General features: G+C 46.6%; 19 protein-coding genes and 1 pseudogene. 18 read left to right on the top strand and 2 right to left on the bottom strand.

Going from position 1 to position 18,679, the window contains the following annotated elements; genetic code table 11:
* The first annotated feature begins 12 nt into the window (after nucleotides 1-12).
* From spaK to sptP, 18 genes and pseudogenes are all read left to right on the top strand, one after another.
* Nucleotides 13-420: an SPI-1 type III secretion system chaperone SpaK gene (spaK, locus tag ACH0VJ_RS09340; RefSeq protein ID WP_001164066.1), complete on the top strand. Its 408-nt coding sequence runs from the start codon at nucleotides 13-15 to the stop codon at nucleotides 418-420.
* Nucleotides 417-1,712: a SctN family type III secretion system ATPase InvC gene (gene invC / locus ACH0VJ_RS09335; protein WP_000856766.1), complete on the top strand. Its 1,296-nt coding sequence runs from the start codon at nucleotides 417-419 to the stop codon at nucleotides 1,710-1,712. Before spaK ends, invC begins: the two co-directional genes overlap by 4 nt.
* Nucleotides 1,690-2,133, top strand: coding sequence for an SPI-1 type III secretion system protein SpaM (spaM, locus tag ACH0VJ_RS09330; RefSeq protein WP_001520714.1), 444 nt, complete (start codon nucleotides 1,690-1,692; stop codon nucleotides 2,131-2,133). The genes invC and spaM overlap by 23 nt, the downstream gene beginning before the upstream one ends.
* Nucleotides 2,133-3,143, top strand: coding sequence for an SPI-1 type III secretion system protein SpaN (gene spaN, locus ACH0VJ_RS09325; protein ID WP_000503085.1), 1,011 nt, complete (start codon nucleotides 2,133-2,135; stop codon nucleotides 3,141-3,143). The genes spaM and spaN overlap by 1 nt, the downstream gene beginning before the upstream one ends.
* Nucleotides 3,143-4,054, top strand: coding sequence for an SPI-1 type III secretion system protein SpaO (gene spaO / locus ACH0VJ_RS09320; RefSeq protein ID WP_000058739.1), 912 nt, complete (start codon nucleotides 3,143-3,145; stop codon nucleotides 4,052-4,054). The genes spaN and spaO overlap by 1 nt, the downstream gene beginning before the upstream one ends.
* A complete protein-coding gene (gene spaP, locus ACH0VJ_RS09315; RefSeq protein ID WP_000526016.1) occupies nucleotides 4,044-4,718 on the top strand; it encodes an SPI-1 type III secretion system export apparatus protein SpaP in 675 nt (224 codons plus the stop codon). The genes spaO and spaP overlap by 11 nt, the downstream gene beginning before the upstream one ends.
* A 25-nt stretch (nucleotides 4,719-4,743) precedes the next feature.
* The gene (gene spaQ / locus ACH0VJ_RS09310) at nucleotides 4,744-5,004 is read left to right on the top strand and encodes an SPI-1 type III secretion system export apparatus protein SpaQ (protein WP_000342503.1); all 261 of its coding nucleotides are present in this window, start codon (nucleotides 4,744-4,746) and stop codon (nucleotides 5,002-5,004) included.
* Between the two features lie 3 nt (nucleotides 5,005-5,007).
* Complete coding sequence (gene spaR, locus ACH0VJ_RS09305) at nucleotides 5,008-5,799, top strand: SPI-1 type III secretion system export apparatus protein SpaR (RefSeq protein WP_000498965.1); 792 nt, start codon at nucleotides 5,008-5,010, stop codon at nucleotides 5,797-5,799.
* Nucleotides 5,786-6,856: an SPI-1 type III secretion system export apparatus protein SpaS gene (gene spaS / locus ACH0VJ_RS09300; protein WP_000097719.1), complete on the top strand. Its 1,071-nt coding sequence runs from the start codon at nucleotides 5,786-5,788 to the stop codon at nucleotides 6,854-6,856. The genes spaR and spaS overlap by 14 nt, the downstream gene beginning before the upstream one ends.
* A 137-nt stretch (nucleotides 6,857-6,993) precedes the next feature.
* Complete coding sequence (gene sicA / locus ACH0VJ_RS09295; protein ID WP_000386309.1) at nucleotides 6,994-7,491, top strand: SycD/LcrH family type III secretion system chaperone SicA; 498 nt, start codon at nucleotides 6,994-6,996, stop codon at nucleotides 7,489-7,491.
* A gap of 2 nt (nucleotides 7,492-7,493) precedes the next feature.
* The gene (gene sipB / locus ACH0VJ_RS09290) at nucleotides 7,494-9,275 is read left to right on the top strand and encodes an SPI-1 type III secretion system needle tip complex protein SipB (RefSeq protein ID WP_000245788.1); all 1,782 of its coding nucleotides are present in this window, start codon (nucleotides 7,494-7,496) and stop codon (nucleotides 9,273-9,275) included.
* Between the two features lie 27 nt (nucleotides 9,276-9,302).
* Entirely contained in the window at nucleotides 9,303-10,532 is a 1,230-nt protein-coding gene (sipC, locus tag ACH0VJ_RS09285) for an SPI-1 type III secretion system needle tip complex protein SipC (protein WP_000909019.1), read from the top strand.
* Between the two features lie 70 nt (nucleotides 10,533-10,602).
* Entirely contained in the window at nucleotides 10,603-11,634 is a 1,032-nt protein-coding gene (gene sipD, locus ACH0VJ_RS09280; protein WP_000932249.1) for an SPI-1 type III secretion system needle tip complex protein SipD, read from the top strand.
* An 18-nt stretch (nucleotides 11,635-11,652) separates the two neighbouring features.
* Nucleotides 11,653-13,710 (top strand): SPI-1 type III secretion system effector SipA, encoded by a 2,058-nt coding sequence (gene sipA / locus ACH0VJ_RS09275; RefSeq protein WP_000258819.1) that lies wholly within the window; start codon nucleotides 11,653-11,655, stop codon nucleotides 13,708-13,710.
* An 18-nt stretch (nucleotides 13,711-13,728) separates the two neighbouring features.
* Nucleotides 13,729-13,977 carry an acyl carrier protein gene (locus tag ACH0VJ_RS09270; RefSeq protein ID WP_001055579.1) on the top strand — a complete coding sequence of 83 codons (249 nt, stop codon included), beginning with the start codon at nucleotides 13,729-13,731 and terminating at the stop codon, nucleotides 13,975-13,977.
* A 43-nt stretch (nucleotides 13,978-14,020) separates the two neighbouring features.
* Nucleotides 14,021-14,281, top strand: coding sequence for a hypothetical protein (locus ACH0VJ_RS09265; RefSeq protein WP_000692254.1), 261 nt, complete (start codon nucleotides 14,021-14,023; stop codon nucleotides 14,279-14,281).
* A 26-nt stretch (nucleotides 14,282-14,307) separates the two neighbouring features.
* A complete protein-coding gene (gene sicP, locus ACH0VJ_RS09260) occupies nucleotides 14,308-14,700 on the top strand; it encodes a chaperone SicP (protein ID WP_001147852.1) in 393 nt (130 codons plus the stop codon).
* Nucleotides 14,687-16,318 (top strand): annotated as a pseudogene (sptP, locus tag ACH0VJ_RS09255) (SPI-1 type III secretion system effector GTPase-activating protein SptP). The gene sicP and the pseudogene sptP overlap by 14 nt, the downstream one beginning before the upstream one ends.
* Nucleotides 16,319-16,371: 53 nt before the next feature.
* Here sptP and iagB read toward each other — a convergent pair.
* Entirely contained in the window at nucleotides 16,372-16,854 is a 483-nt protein-coding gene (gene iagB / locus ACH0VJ_RS09250) for an SPI-1 type III secretion system invasion protein IagB (RefSeq protein ID WP_000558928.1), read from the bottom strand.
* Between the two features lie 17 nt (nucleotides 16,855-16,871).
* Entirely contained in the window at nucleotides 16,872-18,533 is a 1,662-nt protein-coding gene (gene hilA / locus ACH0VJ_RS09245) for a transcriptional regulator HilA (protein ID WP_001120086.1), read from the bottom strand.
* Nucleotides 18,534-18,679 lie beyond the last annotated feature (146 nt).

The raw sequence follows: 18,679 nt of genomic DNA, 5'->3' as shown, positions 1-18,679 counted from the left end.
AGGAAAAGATCTATGCAACATTTGGATATCGCTGAATTAGTTCGTTCCGCACTGGAAGTAAGTGGTTGCGATCCTTCACTCATCGGAGGAATAGATAGCCATTCAACAATTGTTCTGGATTTATTTGCATTGCCAAGTATCTGTATCAGCGTCAAGGACGATGATGTATGGATCTGGGCGCAATTGGGTGCTGACAGCATGGTGGTATTACAACAGCGGGCTTATGAAATCTTAATGACCATAATGGAAGGATGCCATTTTGCCCGCGGCGGGCAATTACTACTGGGGGAGCAGAATGGGGAGCTAACGCTTAAAGCCTTAGTGCATCCGGATTTTTTATCTGACGGTGAAAAGTTCTCTACTGCCTTGAATGGGTTTTACAACTATCTGGAAGTTTTTAGTCGGTCGCTAATGAGATGAAAACACCTCGTTTACTGCAATATCTGGCCTACCCACAAAAAATAACCGGCCCAATTATTGAGGCGGAATTGCGCGATGTAGCCATTGGCGAACTGTGTGAAATACGCCGTGGCTGGCACCAAAAACAGGTTGTTGCACGTGCGCAGGTGGTTGGCTTACAGCGGGAACGCACTGTGCTGAGCCTTATCGGCAACGCCCAGGGGCTGAGCCGCGATGTCGTGCTTTATCCCACTGGACGTGCGTTATCGGCGTGGGTGGGATACTCGGTATTAGGCGCGGTGTTGGATCCGACGGGGAAAATCGTTGAGCGTTTTACCCCTGAAGTGGCGCCGATTAGCGAAGAACGCGTTATTGATGTCGCACCGCCGTCTTACGCTTCGCGCGTTGGCGTCCGTGAACCGCTGATTACCGGTGTGCGCGCGATTGACGGGTTATTGACCTGTGGCGTAGGCCAGCGAATGGGCATTTTTGCCTCCGCAGGATGCGGTAAGACCATGCTGATGCATATGCTGATCGAGCAAACGGAGGCGGATGTCTTTGTTATCGGTCTTATCGGTGAACGAGGCCGTGAGGTCACTGAATTCGTGGATATGTTGCGCGCTTCGCATAAGAAAGAAAAATGCGTGCTGGTTTTTGCCACTTCCGATTTCCCCTCGGTCGATCGCTGCAATGCGGCGCAACTGGCGACAACCGTAGCGGAATATTTTCGCGACCAGGGAAAACGGGTCGTGCTTTTTATCGATTCCATGACCCGTTATGCGCGTGCTTTGCGAGACGTGGCACTGGCGTCGGGAGAGCGTCCGGCTCGTCGAGGTTATCCCGCCTCCGTATTCGATAATTTGCCCCGCTTGCTGGAACGCCCAGGGGCGACCAGCGAGGGAAGCATTACTGCCTTTTATACGGTACTGCTGGAAAGCGAGGAAGAGGCGGACCCGATGGCGGATGAAATTCGCTCTATCCTTGACGGTCACCTGTATCTGAGCAGAAAGCTGGCCGGGCAGGGACATTACCCGGCAATCGATGTACTGAAAAGCGTAAGCCGCGTTTTTGGACAAGTCACGACGCCGACACATGCTGAACAGGCATCTGCCGTGCGTAAATTAATGACGCGTTTGGAAGAGCTCCAGCTTTTCATTGACTTGGGAGAATATCGTCCTGGCGAAAATATCGATAACGATCGGGCGATGCAGATGCGGGATAGCCTGAAAGCCTGGTTATGCCAGCCGGTAGCGCAGTATTCATCCTTTGATGACACGTTGAGCGGTATGAATGCATTCGCTGACCAGAATTAAAGTATTGCAGCGGCGCTGTACGGTATTTCATTCACAGTGTGAGTCGATATTACTTCGCTATCAGGATGAGGACCGCGGGCTGCAGGCCGAGGAGGAGGCGATCCTTGAACAAATAGCGGGTCTGAAATTGTTATTAGATACGCTGCGTGCAGAAAACAGACAGCTCAGTCGTGAGGAAATTTATACGTTATTACGTAAGCAGTCTATTGTTCGCCGGCAGATAAAAGATTTAGAACTCCAGATTATACAAATTCAGGAAAAACGGAGCGAGCTGGAAAAGAAAAGGGAAGAGTTTCAGAAAAAAAGTAAATATTGGTTGCGCAAAGAAGGGAACTATCAACGCTGGATAATCCGTCAGAAAAGATTCTATATCCAGCGAGAGATACAGCAGGAAGAGGCCGAGTCAGAGGAGATAATTTAATGGGCGATGTGTCAGCTGTCTGTTCATCCGGGAACATTTTACTGCCGCAGCAGGATGAGGTTGGCGGTTTATCAGAAGCATTAAAAAAAGCGGTGGAAAAACATAAGACAGAATATTCCGGTGATAAAAAAGATCGCGACTATGGCGATGCTTTCGTAATGCATAAAGAAACGGCTTTACCGGTATTACTGGCGGCATGGCGACATGGCGCGCCAGCGAAATCAGAACATCACAATGGCAACGTTTCTGGTCTGCATCATAACGGAAAAGGCGAACTCAGGATTGCTGAAAAACTGTTGAAAGTCACTGCTGAAAAATCTGTCGGTTTGATCTCTGCGGAGGCCAAAGTAGATAAATCCGCAGCGTTGCTATCGCCTAAAAATAGGCCGTTAGAAAGCGTAAGCGGTAAAAAATTATCTGCTGATTTAAAAGCTGTGGAATCCGTTAGTGAAGTAACCGATAACGCCACGGGAATCTCTGACGATAATATCAAGGCATTGCCTGGGGATAATAAAGCCATCGCGGGCGAAGGCGTTCGTAAAGAGGGCGCGCCGCTGGCGCGGGATGTCGCACCTGCCCGAATGGCCGCAGCCAATACCGGTAAGCCTGAAGATAAAGATCATAAAAAGGTTAAAGATGTTTCTCAGCTTCCGCTGCAACCAACCACTATCGCCGATCTTAGCCAATTAACCGGCGGCGATGAAAAAATGCCTTTAGCGGCGCAATCAAAGCCGATGATGACTATTTTTCCCACTGCCGATGGCGTGAAAGGAGAGGATAGCTCGCTGACTTACCGTTTTCAGCGCTGGGGAAATGACTATTCCGTCAATATTCAGGCGCGGCAAGCAGGGGAGTTTTCGTTAATACCGTCAAATACGCAGGTTGAACATCGTTTGCATGATCAATGGCAAAACGGTAATCCCCAGCGCTGGCACCTGACGCGAGACGATCAACAAAATCCGCAGCAGCAACAGCACAGACAACAATCTGGCGAGGAGGATGACGCCTGATGTCATTGCGTGTGAGACAGATTGATCGTCGCGAATGGCTATTGGCGCAAACCGCGACAGAATGCCAGCGCCATGGCCGGGAAGCGACGCTGGAATATCCGACGCGACAGGGAATGTGGGTTCGGTTGAGCGATGCAGAAAAACGGTGGTCGGCGTGGATTCAACCTGGGGACTGGCTTGAGCATGTCTCTCCCGCTCTGGCTGGGGCGGCGGTTTCTGCTGGCGCTGAGCACCTGGTCGTTCCCTGGCTTGCTGCAACAGAGCGACCGTTTGAGTTGCCCGTGCCGCATTTGTCCTGTCGGCGTTTATGCGTAGAGAACCCCGTACCGGGAAGCGCGCTGCCGGAAGGGAAATTGTTGCACATTATGAGCGATCGGGGCGGCCTGTGGTTTGAGCATCTTCCTGAACTGCCTGCAGTCGGGGGCGGCAGGCCGAAAATGCTGCGTTGGCCGTTGCGCTTTGTAATCGGTAGCAGTGATACGCAGCGTTCGTTGCTGGGCCGAATCGGGATCGGAGATGTACTCCTGATTCGTACTTCCCGTGCGGAAGTTTATTGCTACGCGAAAAAGTTAGGTCATTTCAACCGTGTTGAAGGGGGAATTATTGTGGAAACGTTAGATATTCAACATATCGAAGAAGAAAATAATACAACTGAAACTGCAGAAACTCTGCCTGGCTTGAACCAATTGCCCGTCAAACTGGAATTTGTTTTGTATCGTAAGAACGTTACCCTCGCCGAACTCGAAGCCATGGGGCAGCAACAGCTATTATCACTGCCGACCAATGCTGAACTTAACGTTGAAATTATGGCGAATGGTGTTTTGCTGGGTAATGGCGAACTGGTACAGATGAATGACACCTTAGGCGTTGAGATCCATGAATGGCTGAGCGAGTCTGGTAATGGGGAATGATATCTCATTAATTGCCTTACTGGCATTTTCCACCCTGTTGCCATTTATTATTGCGTCAGGAACCTGTTTCGTTAAATTTTCTATTGTATTTGTCATGGTGCGTAACGCCCTGGGATTGCAGCAGATACCTTCAAATATGACGCTTAACGGCGTCGCATTGCTGCTTTCTATGTTTGTTATGTGGCCCATAATGCATGATGCCTACGTCTATTTTGAGGACGAAGATGTCACCTTTAATGATATTTCGTCATTAAGTAAACACGTTGATGAAGGTCTGGATGGTTATCGCGATTATCTGATCAAATATTCAGATCGCGAGTTAGTTCAGTTTTTTGAAAACGCGCAACTGAAGCGTCAGTATGGAGAAGAGACCGAGACGGTAAAGCGTGACAAAGATGAAATTGAAAAACCATCAATATTTGCGTTATTACCTGCTTATGCGCTGAGCGAAATAAAAAGCGCGTTTAAAATTGGTTTTTATCTCTATTTGCCCTTTGTTGTCGTCGACCTGGTGGTATCCAGCGTGCTACTGGCGCTGGGGATGATGATGATGAGTCCGGTGACGATATCTACACCTATTAAGCTGGTGCTTTTTGTCGCGCTTGATGGCTGGACCTTACTGTCTAAGGGATTGATATTACAGTATATGGACATTGCAACATGACATCATTACGAGACGGGATAGTTAAATGGATGATTTAGTGTTTGCAGGTAATAAGGCGCTCTATCTTGTTTTGATCCTGTCAGGATGGCCGACGATTGTCGCAACGATTATCGGCCTCCTGGTAGGGTTATTCCAGACGGTAACGCAATTACAGGAACAGACGCTGCCTTTTGGCATTAAATTACTTGGCGTGTGTTTGTGCTTGTTTTTACTGTCTGGCTGGTATGGCGAAGTTTTACTCTCTTACGGGCGTCAGGTGATATTCCTGGCGTTGGCTAAGGGGTAAAAAATGTTTTACGCGTTGTACTTTGAAATTCATCACCTGGTTGCGTCTGCGGCACTGGGGTTTGCTCGCGTGGCGCCGATTTTTTTCTTCCTGCCGTTTTTGAATAGCGGGGTATTAAGCGGTGCGCCGAGAAACGCCATTATCATCCTGGTGGCATTGGGAGTATGGCCGCATGCATTGAACGAGGCGCCGCCGTTTTTATCGGTGGCGATGATCCCGTTAGTTCTGCAAGAAGCGGCGGTAGGCGTCATGCTGGGCTGTCTGCTGTCATGGCCTTTTTGGGTTATGCATGCGCTGGGTTGTATTATCGATAACCAGCGAGGGGCAACGCTAAGTAGCAGTATCGATCCGGCAAACGGTATTGATACCTCGGAAATGGCTAATTTCCTGAATATGTTTGCCGCTGTCGTTTATTTACAAAACGGCGGTCTGGTCACGATGGTTGACGTGTTAAATAAAAGCTATCAGCTATGCGATCCGATGAACGAGTGCACGCCTTCATTACCGCCGCTATTAACGTTTATTAATCAGGTGGCTCAAAACGCGTTGGTTCTGGCCAGCCCGGTGGTATTAGTGCTGTTGCTGTCAGAAGTATTCCTGGGTTTATTGTCGCGCTTTGCTCCGCAAATGAACGCTTTTGCGATTTCACTGACGGTAAAAAGCGGCATTGCCGTTTTAATTATGCTGCTTTATTTCTCTCCGGTACTACCGGACAATGTACTGCGACTCTCTTTCCAGGCCACAGGGTTAAGCAGTTGGTTTTACGAGCGAGGGGCGACGCATGTCCTCGAATAAAACAGAAAAACCGACTAAAAAACGGCTGGAAGACTCCGCTAAAAAAGGCCAGTCATTTAAAAGTAAAGATCTCATTATCGCCTGCCTGACGCTGGGAGGAATTGCCTATCTGGTGTCGTATGGCTCATTTAATGAGTTTATGGGGATAATTAAGATCATTATTGCGGATAATTTTGATCAGAGCATGGCTGACTACAGTTTGGCCGTTTTTGGGATAGGGTTAAAATATCTGATTCCATTTATGCTGCTCTGCTTAGTGTGTTCCGCATTACCGGCGTTATTACAGGCCGGTTTTGTGCTGGCGACAGAAGCATTAAAGCCTAATTTATCGGCGTTAAACCCGGTAGAAGGGGCAAAAAAACTTTTTAGTATGCGCACGGTTAAAGATACGGTCAAAACCCTACTGTATCTCTCATCCTTTGTGGTGGCCGCCATCATTTGCTGGAAGAAATATAAGGTTGAAATCTTTTCTCAGCTAAATGGCAATATTGTAGGTATTGCCGTCATTTGGCGTGAACTTCTCCTCGCATTGGTATTAACTTGCCTTGCTTGCGCATTGATTGTCTTATTATTGGATGCTATTGCGGAATATTTCCTGACCATGAAAGATATGAAAATGGATAAAGAAGAAGTGAAGCGTGAAATGAAGGAGCAGGAAGGGAACCCAGAGGTTAAATCTAAAAGACGTGAAGTTCATATGGAAATTCTGTCTGAACAGGTGAAATCTGATATTGAAAACTCACGCCTGATTGTTGCCAACCCCACGCATATTACGATCGGGATTTATTTTAAACCCGAATTGATGCCGATTCCGATGATCTCGGTGTATGAAACGAATCAGCGCGCACTGGCCGTCCGCGCCTATGCGGAGAAGGTTGGCGTACCTGTGATCGTCGATATCAAACTGGCGCGCAGTCTTTTCAAAACCCATCGCCGTTATGATCTGGTGAGTCTGGAAGAAATTGATGAAGTTTTACGTCTTCTGGTTTGGCTGGAAGAGGTAGAAAACGCGGGCAAAGACGTTATTCAGCCACAAGAAAACGAGGTACGGCATTGAGCCGCGTAAAGCAGTAGCGATGTATTCATTGGGCGTTTTTTGAATGTTCACTAACCACCGTCGGGGTTTAATAACTGCATCAGATAAACGCAGTCGTTAAGTTCTACAAAGTCGGTGACAGATAACAGGAGTAAGTAATGGATTATCAAAATAATGTCAGCGAAGAACGTGTTGCGGAAATGATTTGGGATGCCGTTAGTGAAGGCGCCACGCTAAAAGACGTTCACGGGATCCCTCAAGATATGATGGACGGTTTATATGCTCATGCTTATGAGTTTTATAACCAGGGACGACTGGATGAAGCTGAGACATTCTTTCGTTTCTTATGCATTTATGATTTTTACAACCCCGATTACACCATGGGACTGGCGGCGGTATGCCAACTGAAAAAACAATTTCAGAAAGCATGTGACCTTTATGCAGTAGCGTTTACGTTACTTAAAAATGATTATCGCCCCGTTTTTTTTACCGGGCAGTGTCAATTATTAATGCGTAAGGCGGCAAAAGCCAGACAGTGTTTTGAACTTGTCAATGAACGTACTGAAGATGAGTCTCTGCGGGCAAAAGCGTTGGTCTATCTGGAGGCGCTAAAAACGGCGGAGACAGAGCAGCACAGTGAACAAGAAAAGGAATAATTATGGTAAATGACGCAAGTAGCATTAGCCGTAGCGGATATACCCAAAATCCGCGCCTCGCTGAGGCGGCTTTTGAAGGCGTTCGTAAGAACACGGACTTTTTAAAAGCGGCGGATAAAGCTTTTAAAGATGTGGTGGCAACGAAAGCGGGCGACCTTAAAGCCGGAACAAAGTCCGGCGAGAGCGCTATTAATACGGTGGGTCTAAAGCCGCCTACGGACGCCGCCCGGGAAAAACTCTCCAGCGAAGGGCAATTGACATTACTGCTTGGCAAGTTAATGACCCTACTGGGCGATGTTTCGCTGTCTCAACTGGAGTCTCGTCTGGCGGTATGGCAGGCGATGATTGAGTCACAAAAAGAGATGGGGATTCAGGTATCGAAAGAATTCCAGACGGCTCTGGGAGAGGCTCAGGAGGCGACGGATCTCTATGAAGCCAGTATCAAAAAGACGGATACCGCCAAGAGTGTTTATGACGCTGCGACCAAAAAACTGACGCAGGCGCAAAATAAATTGCAATCGCTGGACCCGGCTGACCCCGGCTATGCACAAGCTGAAGCCGCGGTAGAACAGGCCGGAAAAGAAGCGACAGAGGCGAAAGAGGCCTTAGATAAGGCCACGGATGCGACGGTTAAAGCAGGCACAGACGCCAAAGCGAAAGCCGAGAAAGCGGATAACATTCTGACCAAATTCCAGGGAACGGCTAATGCCGCCTCTCAGAATCAGGTTTCCCAGGGTGAGCAGGATAATCTGTCTAATGTCGCCCGCCTCACTATGCTCATGGCCATGTTTATTGAGATTGTGGGCAAAAATACGGAAGAAAGCCTGCAAAACGATCTTGCGCTTTTCAACGCCTTGCAGGAAGGGCGTCAGGCGGAGATGGAAAAGAAATCGGCTGAATTCCAGGAAGAGACGCGCAAAGCCGAGGAAACGAACCGCATTATGGGATGTATCGGGAAAGTCCTCGGCGCGCTGCTAACCATTGTCAGCGTTGTGGCAGCTGTTTTTACCGGTGGGGCGAGTCTGGCGCTGGCTGCGGTGGGACTTGCGGTAATGGTGGCCGATGAAATTGTGAAGGCGGCGACGGGGGTGTCGTTTATTCAGCAGGCGCTAAACCCGATTATGGAGCATGTGCTGAAGCCATTAATGGAGCTGATTGGCAAGGCGATTACCAAAGCGCTGGAAGGATTAGGCGTCGATAAGAAAACGGCAGAGATGGCAGGCAGCATTGTTGGTGCGATTGTTGCCGCTATTGCGATGGTAGCGGTCATTGTGGTGGTCGCAGTTGTCGGGAAAGGCGCGGCGGCGAAACTGGGTAACGCGCTGAGCAAAATGATGGGCGAAACGATTAAGAAGTTGGTGCCTAACGTGCTGAAACAGTTGGCGCAAAACGGCAGCAAACTCTTTACCCAGGGGATGCAACGTATTACTAGCGGCCTGGGTAATGTGGGTAGCAAGATGGGCCTGCAAACGAATGCCTTAAGTAAAGAGCTGGTAGGTAATACCCTAAATAAAGTGGCGTTGGGCATGGAAGTCACGAATACCGCAGCCCAGTCAGCCGGTGGTGTTGCCGAGGGCGTATTTATTAAAAATGCCAGCGAGGCGCTTGCTGATTTTATGCTCGCCCGTTTTGCCATGGATCAGATTCAGCAGTGGCTTAAACAATCCGTAGAAATATTTGGTGAAAACCAGAAGGTAACGGCGGAACTGCAAAAAGCCATGTCTTCTGCGGTACAGCAAAATGCGGATGCTTCGCGTTTTATTCTGCGCCAGAGTCGCGCATAAAAACTGCCAAAATAAAGGGAGAAAAATATGTTAATTAGTAATGTGGGAATAAATCCCGCCGCTTATTTAAATAATCATTCTGTTGAGAATAGTTCACAGACAGCTTCGCAATCCGTTAGCGCTAAAGATATTCTGAATAGTATTGGTATTAGCAGCAGTAAAGTCAGTGACCTGGGGTTGAGTCCTACACTGAGCGCGCCTGCGCCAGGGGTATTAACGCAAACCCCCGGAACGATCACGTCCTTTTTAAAAGCCAGTATTCAAAATACCGACATGAATCAGGATTTGAATGCTCTGGCAAATAATGTCACGACTAAAGCGAATGAGGTTGTGCAAACCCAGTTACGCGAGCAGCAGGCAGAAGTCGGAAAGTTTTTTGATATTAGCGGAATGTCTTCCAGTGCCGTTGCGCTGTTGGCTGCCGCGAATACGTTAATGCTGACGTTGAACCAGGCTGATAGCAAACTGTCTGGTAAGTTGTCATTAGTCAGTTTTGATGCAGCTAAAACGACAGCAAGCTCCATGATGCGCGAAGGGATGAATGCGTTGTCCGGTAGTATTTCCCAGAGCGCGCTTCAGTTGGGGATCACTGGCGTGGGCGCCAAACTGGAATATAAGGGGCTGCAGAATGAAAGAGGCGCGCTTAAACATAATGCCGCGAAGATCGATAAACTGACCACTGAAAGCCACAGTATTAAAAACGTGCTGAACGGGCAGAATAGCGTCAAACTCGGTGCTGAAGGCGTCGATTCTCTGAAATCGTTAAATATGAAGAAAACCGGTACCGATGCGACGAAAAATCTTAATGATGCGACGCTTAAATCTAATGCCGGAACCAGCGCCACGGAAAGTCTGGGTATTAAAGACAGTAATAAACAAATCTCCCCTGAACATCAGGCTATTCTGTCGAAACGTCTTGAGTCTGTCGAATCCGATATTCGTCTTGAGCAGAATACCATGGATATGACCCGAATTGATGCGCGCAAGATGCAGATGACGGGCGATCTGATTATGAAGAACTCGGTCACGGTCGGTGGTATTGCAGGGGCGTCCGGGCAGTACGCCGCTACTCAGGAACGTTCCGAGCAGCAAATTAGCCAGGTGAATAACCGTGTTGCCAGCACCGCATCGGACGAAGCCCGTGAAAGTTCACGTAAATCGACCAGCCTGATTCAGGAAATGCTGAAAACAATGGAGAGCATTAACCAGTCGAAAGCATCCGCACTTGCTGCTATCGCAGGCAATATTCGCGCTTAATCTGAAAGGTCATCTATACGCCATCATGGGTGTGATTTAATCGCGCTCCTGATGGCGAACTGGGGATATTATGCTTAATATTCAAAATTATTCCGCTTCTCCTCATCCGGGGATCGTTGCCGAACGGCCGCAGACTCCCTCGGCGAGCGAGCACGTCGAGACTGCCGTGGTACCGTCTACCACAGAACATCGCGGTACAGATATCATTTCATTATCGCAGGCGGCTACTAAAATCCAGCAGGCACAGCAGACGCTGCAGTCAACGCCACCGATCTCTGAAGAGAATAATGACGAGCGCACGCTGGCGCGCCAGCAGTTGACCAGCAGCCTGAATGCGCTGGCGAAGTCTGGCGTGTCATTATCCGCAGAACAAAATGAGAACCTGCGGAGCGCGTTTTCTGCGCCGACGTCGGCCTTATTTAGCGCTTCGCCTATGGCGCAGCCGAGAACAACCATTTCTGATGCTGAGATTTGGGATATGGTTTCCCAAAATATATCGGCGATAGGTGACAGCTATCTGGGCGTTTATGAAAACGTTGTCGCAGTCTATACCGATTTTTATCAGGCCTTCAGTGATATTCTTTCCAAAATGGGAGGCTGGTTATTACCAGGTAAGGACGGTAATACCGTTAAGCTAGATGTTACCTCACTCAAAAATGATTTAAACAGTTTAGTCAATAAATATAATCAAATAAACAGTAATACCGTTTTATTTCCAGCGCAGTCAGGCAGCGGCGTTAAAGTAGCCACTGAAGCGGAAGCGAGACAGTGGCTCAGTGAATTGAATTTACCGAATAGCTGCCTGAAATCTTATGGATCCGGTTATGTCGTCACCGTTGATCTGACGCCATTACAAAAAATGGTTCAGGATATTGATGGTTTAGGCGCGCCGGGAAAAGACTCAAAACTCGAAATGGATAACGCCAAATATCAAGCCTGGCAGTCGGGTTTTAAAGCGCAGGAAGAAAATATGAAAACCACATTACAGACGCTGACGCAAAAATATAGCAATGCCAATTCATTGTACGACAACCTGGTAAAAGTGCTGAGCAGTACGATAAGTAGCAGCCTGGAAACCGCCAAAAGCTTCCTGCAAGGATAACAGAAGAGGATATTAATAATGGTTACAAGTGTAAGGACTCAGCCCCCCGTCATAATGCCAGGTATGCAGACCGAGATCAAAACGCAGGCCACGAATCTTGCGGCGAATCTTTCCGCAGTCAGAGAAAGTGCCACAACGACGCTGTCAGGGGAAATTAAAGGCCCGCAACTGGAAGATTTTCCCGCGCTGATCAAACAGGCGAGTCTGGATGCATTGTTTAAATGCGGGAAAGACGCTGAGGCGTTAAAAGAAGTTTTTACCAATTCAAATAATGTCGCCGGTAAGAAAGCGATAATGGAGTTTGCCGGGCTCTTTCGTTCAGCGCTCAACGCCACCAGTGATTCTCCTGAGGCGAAGACGCTACTGATGAAGGTGGGGGCAGAGTATACCGCGCAAATCATAAAAGATGGCCTGAAAGAAAAGTCAGCTTTTGGGCCATGGCTGCCAGAAACAAAGAAAGCGGAAGCGAAGCTGGAAAACCTGGAAAAGCAGCTGTTAGATATTATCAAAAATAACACTGGTGGTGAATTAAGTAAATTATCGACGAATCTTGTTATGCAGGAGGTGATGCCCTATATTGCCAGCTGCATTGAACATAACTTTGGCTGTACGTTAGATCCGTTAACCCGCAGCAATCTTACGCACCTTGTTGACAAAGCGGCGGCGAAGGCGGTTGAGGCGCTTGATATGTGCCACCAAAAATTAACGCAAGAGCAGGGTACCAGCGTAGGACGGGAAGCCCGGCACCTTGAAATGCAAACGTTGATACCCCTGCTGCTACGTAATGTTTTTGCACAAATTCCTGCAGATAAACTGCCTGACCCTAAAATTCCGGAGCCTGCGGCTGGACCAGTACCTGATGGTGGGAAAAAAGCAGAACCTACGGGTATTAATATCAATATTAATATTGATAGCAGTAACCATAGCGTGGATAACAGTAAGCATATTAACAATAGCCGAAGCCATGTCGATAATAGCCAGCGCCATATCGATAATAGCAACCATGATAATAGCCGGAAGACGATTGATAATAGCCGAACATTTATTGATAACAGCCAACGCAATGGCGAGTCACACCATTCGACTAACAGCAGCAACGTAAGTCATAGTCATTCGCGTGTGGATTCGACTACGCATCAAACGGAGACGGCACACAGCGCCAGCACAGGGGCAATTGACCATGGCATCGCGGGTAAAATTGACGTCACGGCTCATGCGACGGCAGAGGCTGTGACCAACGCTTCATCCGAAAGTAAAGATGGAAAGGTGGTCACGTCAGAAAAGGGCACTACGGGTGAAACAACCTCTTTTGATGAAGTCGATGGCGTAACCAGCAAGAGCATTATCGGCAAGCCGGTACAGGCCACGGTGCACGGCGTTGATGATAATAAACAGCAAAGCCAGACGGCAGAGATTGTGAATGTGAAGCCGCTTGCCAGTCAACTGGCTGGCGTCGAGAATGTTAAAACCGATACCTTACAATCAGACACGACGGTAATTACAGGTAATAAAGCCGGTACGACCGATAATGATAATAGTCAGACAGATAAGACTGGCCCATTTTCTGGTTTGAAGTTTAAGCAAAATAGTTTCCTCTCAACAGTACCGAGCGTTACGAATATGCATTCAATGCATTTCGACGCCCGTGAGACGTTTTTGGGTGTGATACGTAAAGCCCTGGAGCCAGATACCTCCACACCGTTCCCTGTACGCAGAGCGTTTGACGGCTTGCGTGCGGAAATATTACCCAATGACACGATAAAGAGTGCAGCGTTGAAAGCGCAATGTAGCGATATTGACAAGCACCCAGAATTGAAAGCGAAAATGGAGACTCTCAAAGAGGTCATTACTCATCATCCACAAAAAGAAAAACTGGCTGAGATTGCACTGCAGTTTGCCAGAGAGGCGGGGCTGACCAGGCTAAAAGGGGAAACTGACTATGTGTTAAGTAATGTGCTGGACGGCCTTATCGGAGACGGTAGCTGGCGAGCTGGCCCGGCTTACGAGTCATACCTGAATAAACCTGGCGTGGATCGGGTTATTACTACCGTTGATGGCTTGCACATGCAGCGTTAATTAACCGGGAAAGATGCGATGAATATGGATATTGAAGCAAGAGTCAAAAAAGTGATCACCTCCTGTATTGCCGTTGATGTTGATAGTATCAATGGTCAGACCCATCTGGTTGAGGATCTTTACGCTGACTCATTGGATTTAATTGATATTGTATTTGGTCTTAGTGAGGAGTTTGACATTAGTTGCAATGAAAACGATCTTCCTGATATGACGACCTTTGCGGATATATGCCGTGTTGTTAAAAAAAGTCTTGAGTCCAGGGTGTAGTATTTTTCTCTCGCTTGACAACAATTGAATAAGATTAATTGTTATGAAAATCATCACACATGTAGTACCCGGTTCAGGTATGGCTGCAATATATGATGATATTGCTGACAGTTCGCGTTTTGTTATTAAAGGCAAGTTACGTCATGTTGAAAATGATCCGAAGGAGCTGCTGATATGTGTTCCGATGCGTAGTGAATGGCTATTCTACTGGATTAAAGGAGAGAAATATTGCGCCCGGCGATGGGCGCGAAAAAGTATCAAGACATTGTGTAACCAGATTAAATTTGAAGAAGCAATCTTATAAAAGATATAATTCAAGAGGAAAGTAAATTGCAAGCACACCAGGATATTATCGCTAATATTGGTGAGAAATTGGGTTTACCGCTCACTTTTGACGACAACAATCAGTGCTTATTATTACTCGATAGCGATATTTTTACGTCTATTGAAGCTAAAGATGATATCTGGTTATTGAACGGTATGATTATACCGTTATCGCCTGTTTGTGGCGATTCTATCTGGCGGCAGATTATGGTGATTAATGGTGAACTGGCTGCGAATAATGAAGGTACGTTAGCGTATATTGATGCCGCAGAGACGTTGTTGCTTATACATGCAATTACCGATCTGACAAATACTTACCATATTATATCGCAGCTTGAGTCATTTGTGAATCAGCAGGAAGCGCTCAAAAACATACTGCAGGAATATGCTAAAGTATGAGGAGAGAAAATTGAATAATTTAACGTTGTCTTCGTTTTCAAAAGTTGGTGTGTCGAATGATGCCCGACTTTATATTGCTAAGGAAAATACTGATAAGGCATATGTTGCGCCTGAAAAATTTTCGTCAAAAGTATTAACCTGGCTTGGAAAAATGCCGTTATTTAAAAACACCGAAGTGGTGCAAAAACATACGGAAAATATCAGAGTACAGGACCAAAAGATTTTACAGACATTTCTCCATGCACTAACGGAAAAATATGGGGAAACAGCGGTTAATGACGCACTGTTAATGTCCCGTATAAATATGAACAAACCCCTTACCCAACGTTTAGCAGTGCAGATCACGGAGTGTGTAAAAGCTGCTGACTAAGGGTTTATAAACCTTATTAAGAGCAAGGATAATGTTGGTGTCAGGAATGCCGCTTTAGTCATAAAAGGCGGCGATACAAAAGTGGCAGAAAAAAATAACGATGTTGGAGCAGAAAGTAAGCAACCTTTACTCGATATCGCGCTAAAGGGACTTAAAAGAACATTACCGCAACTGGAACAAATGGATGGAAATAGCCTGCGAGAAAACTTCCAGGAGATGGCTTCAGGTAACGGCCCGCTGCGTTCATTAATGACGAATTTACAGAATTTAAATAAAATTCCAGAGGCTAAACAACTTAATGATTATGTTACAACGTTAACAAATATTCAGGTCGGTGTAGCCCGGTTCTCACAATGGGGAACCTGTGGAGGAGAGGTTGAGAGGTGGGTTGATAAAGCCTCTACTCATGAATTAACCCAGGCTGTAAAAAAAATTCACGTTATTGCTAAAGAACTGAAAAATGTTACAGCTGAACTTGAGAAAATAGAAGCCGGCGCGCCAATGCCACAGACGATGAGCGGACCGACACTGGGCCTGGCACGATTTGCGGTCAGCAGCATTCCAATTAATCAGCAAACCCAGGTGAAACTGAGCGATGGAATGCCTGTGCCAGTGAATACGTTAACTTTTGACGGTAAGCCTGTGGCATTAGCCGGTTCGTACCCAAAAAATACGCCGGATGCGCTGGAAGCGCATATGAAAATGCTTCTTGAAAAAGAATGCTCGTGCCTGGTGGTGTTAACGTCGGAAGATCAGATGCAGGCAAAACAATTACCACCCTATTTCAGAGGGAGCTACACCTTTGGCGAGGTGCATACCAACAGCCAAAAAGTGAGCTCAGCCAGTCAGGGAGAAGCGATAGACCAATACAATATGCAACTGTCCTGCGGGGAAAAGCGGTATACAATCCCGGTATTGCATGTGAAAAATTGGCCAGATCACCAGCCGTTACCGTCTACGGATCAGTTAGAATACCTGGCGGATAGGGTGAAAAATAGTAACCAAAATGGCGCGCCGGGGCGTAGTTCATCAGATAAGCATTTACCGATGATTCATTGTCTGGGCGGAGTGGGGAGAACCGGAACGATGGCGGCGGCCCTTGTACTTAAGGATAATCCTCATAGTAATCTGGAGCAGGTACGTGCAGATTTCCGGGATTCACGGAACAATAGAATGCTGGAAGACGCCTCACAGTTTGTACAACTAAAAGCAATGCAAGCCCAGTTGCTTATGACGACGGCAAGCTGATAAAAACATAGCTTACTTTTAGAACTATCTGAAAGTAAGCTATTTCTGTATAATTATTTGTTTGCCGCGATAGAAAGTCTTTTGTTTTTCTCTTCTGCTGACATTCCTTTTAATTTTCTGTAATTCTCCCAAATTTTTTTAGCATAACGTTTCCTTATATCCGATCGTTTCGGCGACGTCCCGGCATTATAAGCGCCAACGGCCTCCCAGCTATAACCGTAGATTTTCATCATATCTGATAAAATGGAGGCGCCCACAATGACAGAAATGCAGGGGTCCTGTAACAACTGTTTTTCACTAATCCCCATTTTTTTCAGCCTTTTCATATGGAAGCTGTTAATTTGCATCAGGCCAAGATCGGTTGAACCATCTCGGTTATGACCAATGGCGCCAGGTTTCATCGCCGATTCCTGCTGGGCGATAGCGTAAAGTAGTTCGGATTCAATATTGAACATTTTTTCAGCCTGAAGCCAGCAATCAGCCCATGCCGTATTTATGCTAAGCAACCAGATTACGATGATAAAAAAATAATGCATATCTCCTCTCTCAGATTTTACCGTAATTTAATCAAGCGGGGATCCTGTTTCCAACTTTTGAACCAAATATTGTCTTCGTTTTTAAATTTATTCCACATTTTCTCGGCAATAGCTTCGCCGTGGGCAACCAGCACTAACGGTAATAATCCCGGATTATTATCTATACGCTGTTCACTTTCCAGAAATTCTCTTATCGTCGGTAAGGCACGCTCACTATTCTGACAATATTCAGCGTAAAGAAGATTAACAGCAATAAGTCCTGTTATTTCCTGCGTGGATATTTCTTTAGTTAATTTTCGTGCCAGTTCATGTTTACCTTTAAGCGAAAGAAACATAACCTGCATACTTAATAATATTGGATTATCCTGCAGGTGTTGTGAGCGTAATTCATCGCCTAAACGTATAGCATCATCAATACCGGTATGATAATAGGTAATCCACAGCTTAGTGATCCCTGCGGCTGCGCGCGTTGGGTCCAATTTTAAACACTCGTTAATCGTTTGTAAGGCCTCCTCCAACTGACCAGCCATGAAAAGATTCCAGCCATAATAATATTTAATATCTGCAGAAATGGGCGAAAGTAAGTTAGCTTGTTTGAATAGCAAACTCCCGACGATGTATTCTGAGTGAATCGTATTAATTAGCCCCAGTAATCCTAAAGCTTGTGGATTATTGTGGTCCAGCTCTGTCGCCTTAATCGCATGTTCTTTAGCTTTGATCATAGCGTTTTGTTTATCAAAAATCCCCATTTGCGCCATGCTGAGGTAGCATTCTGCCAGCGCACAGTAAGGCGCAATGCTGTTTGGCGACATGTTAACGCATTGAGTCAGCAATTTAAGCGCTTGCTGTAAGCTATAGGGGGTGTATTGATTTAACTCATGCTTACCGCGTAAGTAAACCATAGTACTGTCAATCGAATTTAGCTCGCTAATCTGCTTTGTGTCCCAGCGAAGTCCGGGAATACATCTGAGCAAAAGATTCGCAATTTTGTTTTGCAAGAGAGAAGCGGGTTGGTGTTCTATCAACTTAATGCTTTCCTGGTGCAGCAGGTGATAACCTTTAACCCGAACTATCTCAATCTGTACAATATTATCATTACCATCGGGTATCATCTGCCCGGAGATATAATAATCGGGGCGTAATTGATCCATGAGCTCAAGAATATCCTTAACACTGCGGCAGTTCTTCGTAATGGTCACCGGCAGCACGCTCAGGCCAAAGGGCGCATACTGCGATAATCCCTTCACGATAGAGTAATGCAGACTCTCGGATTGAACCTGATCCTGCATCTGAAAAGGAAGTATCGCCAATGTATGAGTCGTAGGTTGCGGCGCTGGCGGAGACACCACTACGACCGGACGATTAAACCGATAGCCCTGTCCGTACAGTGTTTCAATGTAACGATGCTCTTTATCTTCCGACAGAATACGTCGTAAGGCATAAATACAGCGGGTAAGAGATTCTTCGTTAACTTCCGCGTCGCCCCATACCTGGTCCAGTAAGGTGTTTTTACTCACAATCTCGCCGGCGGCTTCGAGCAGGATGACCAGAACGGCATATTCTTTTGGCGGAATATTGACTTTCTTTTCTGAGCGTAGCAGGGAGCCGTCCATGTTGAGTATGAAATCATCAAAGACGAATTTTTTATTCGATACAGGAACAGGATTAAAATGTGGCATGATAATAGTGTATTCTCTTACAGGGTGAAAAGTTATAATAACTAATACAAGTCGTTAGGATAGAATCTACTGTTTCAGTAATTCTGCTGTTAGTACTAACGGTCAGGTTGAGCTTTTATTATGAGCTTAATGTCATATTCTACGGG

Origin of the sequence: Salmonella sp. 2020_1459 (assembly GCF_043847915.1) — a bacterium.
Classification (GTDB): domain Bacteria; phylum Pseudomonadota; class Gammaproteobacteria; order Enterobacterales; family Enterobacteriaceae; genus Salmonella; species Salmonella enterica.
The sequence above is the reverse complement of the archived record's forward strand: the minus strand, read 5'-3'. Positions and strand labels throughout refer to the sequence as shown.

What these genes read in the sequence shown, in the direction of transcription:
- spaK (WP_001164066.1), top strand. Translation starts at nt 13, where the DNA reads ATGCAACATTTGGATATCGCTGAATTAGTTCGTTCCGCACTGGAAGTA.
- invC (WP_000856766.1), top strand. Translation starts at nt 417, where the DNA reads ATGAAAACACCTCGTTTACTGCAATATCTGGCCTACCCACAAAAAATA.
- spaM (WP_001520714.1), top strand. Translation starts at nt 1,690, where the DNA reads ATGCATTCGCTGACCAGAATTAAAGTATTGCAGCGGCGCTGTACGGTA.
- spaN (WP_000503085.1), top strand. Translation starts at nt 2,133, where the DNA reads ATGGGCGATGTGTCAGCTGTCTGTTCATCCGGGAACATTTTACTGCCG.
- spaO (WP_000058739.1), top strand. Translation starts at nt 3,143, where the DNA reads ATGTCATTGCGTGTGAGACAGATTGATCGTCGCGAATGGCTATTGGCG.
- spaP (WP_000526016.1), top strand. Translation starts at nt 4,044, where the DNA reads ATGGGGAATGATATCTCATTAATTGCCTTACTGGCATTTTCCACCCTG.
- spaQ (WP_000342503.1), top strand. Translation starts at nt 4,744, where the DNA reads ATGGATGATTTAGTGTTTGCAGGTAATAAGGCGCTCTATCTTGTTTTG.
- spaR (WP_000498965.1), top strand. Translation starts at nt 5,008, where the DNA reads ATGTTTTACGCGTTGTACTTTGAAATTCATCACCTGGTTGCGTCTGCG.
- spaS (WP_000097719.1), top strand. Translation starts at nt 5,786, where the DNA reads ATGTCCTCGAATAAAACAGAAAAACCGACTAAAAAACGGCTGGAAGAC.
- sicA (WP_000386309.1), top strand. Translation starts at nt 6,994, where the DNA reads ATGGATTATCAAAATAATGTCAGCGAAGAACGTGTTGCGGAAATGATT.
- sipB (WP_000245788.1), top strand. Translation starts at nt 7,494, where the DNA reads ATGGTAAATGACGCAAGTAGCATTAGCCGTAGCGGATATACCCAAAAT.
- sipC (WP_000909019.1), top strand. Translation starts at nt 9,303, where the DNA reads ATGTTAATTAGTAATGTGGGAATAAATCCCGCCGCTTATTTAAATAAT.
- sipD (WP_000932249.1), top strand. Translation starts at nt 10,603, where the DNA reads ATGCTTAATATTCAAAATTATTCCGCTTCTCCTCATCCGGGGATCGTT.
- sipA (WP_000258819.1), top strand. Translation starts at nt 11,653, where the DNA reads ATGGTTACAAGTGTAAGGACTCAGCCCCCCGTCATAATGCCAGGTATG.
- ACH0VJ_RS09270 (WP_001055579.1), top strand. Translation starts at nt 13,729, where the DNA reads ATGAATATGGATATTGAAGCAAGAGTCAAAAAAGTGATCACCTCCTGT.
- ACH0VJ_RS09265 (WP_000692254.1), top strand. Translation starts at nt 14,021, where the DNA reads ATGAAAATCATCACACATGTAGTACCCGGTTCAGGTATGGCTGCAATA.
- iagB (WP_000558928.1), bottom strand. Translation starts at nt 16,854, where the DNA reads ATGCATTATTTTTTTATCATCGTAATCTGGTTGCTTAGCATAAATACG.
- hilA (WP_001120086.1), bottom strand. Translation starts at nt 18,533, where the DNA reads ATGCCACATTTTAATCCTGTTCCTGTATCGAATAAAAAATTCGTCTTT.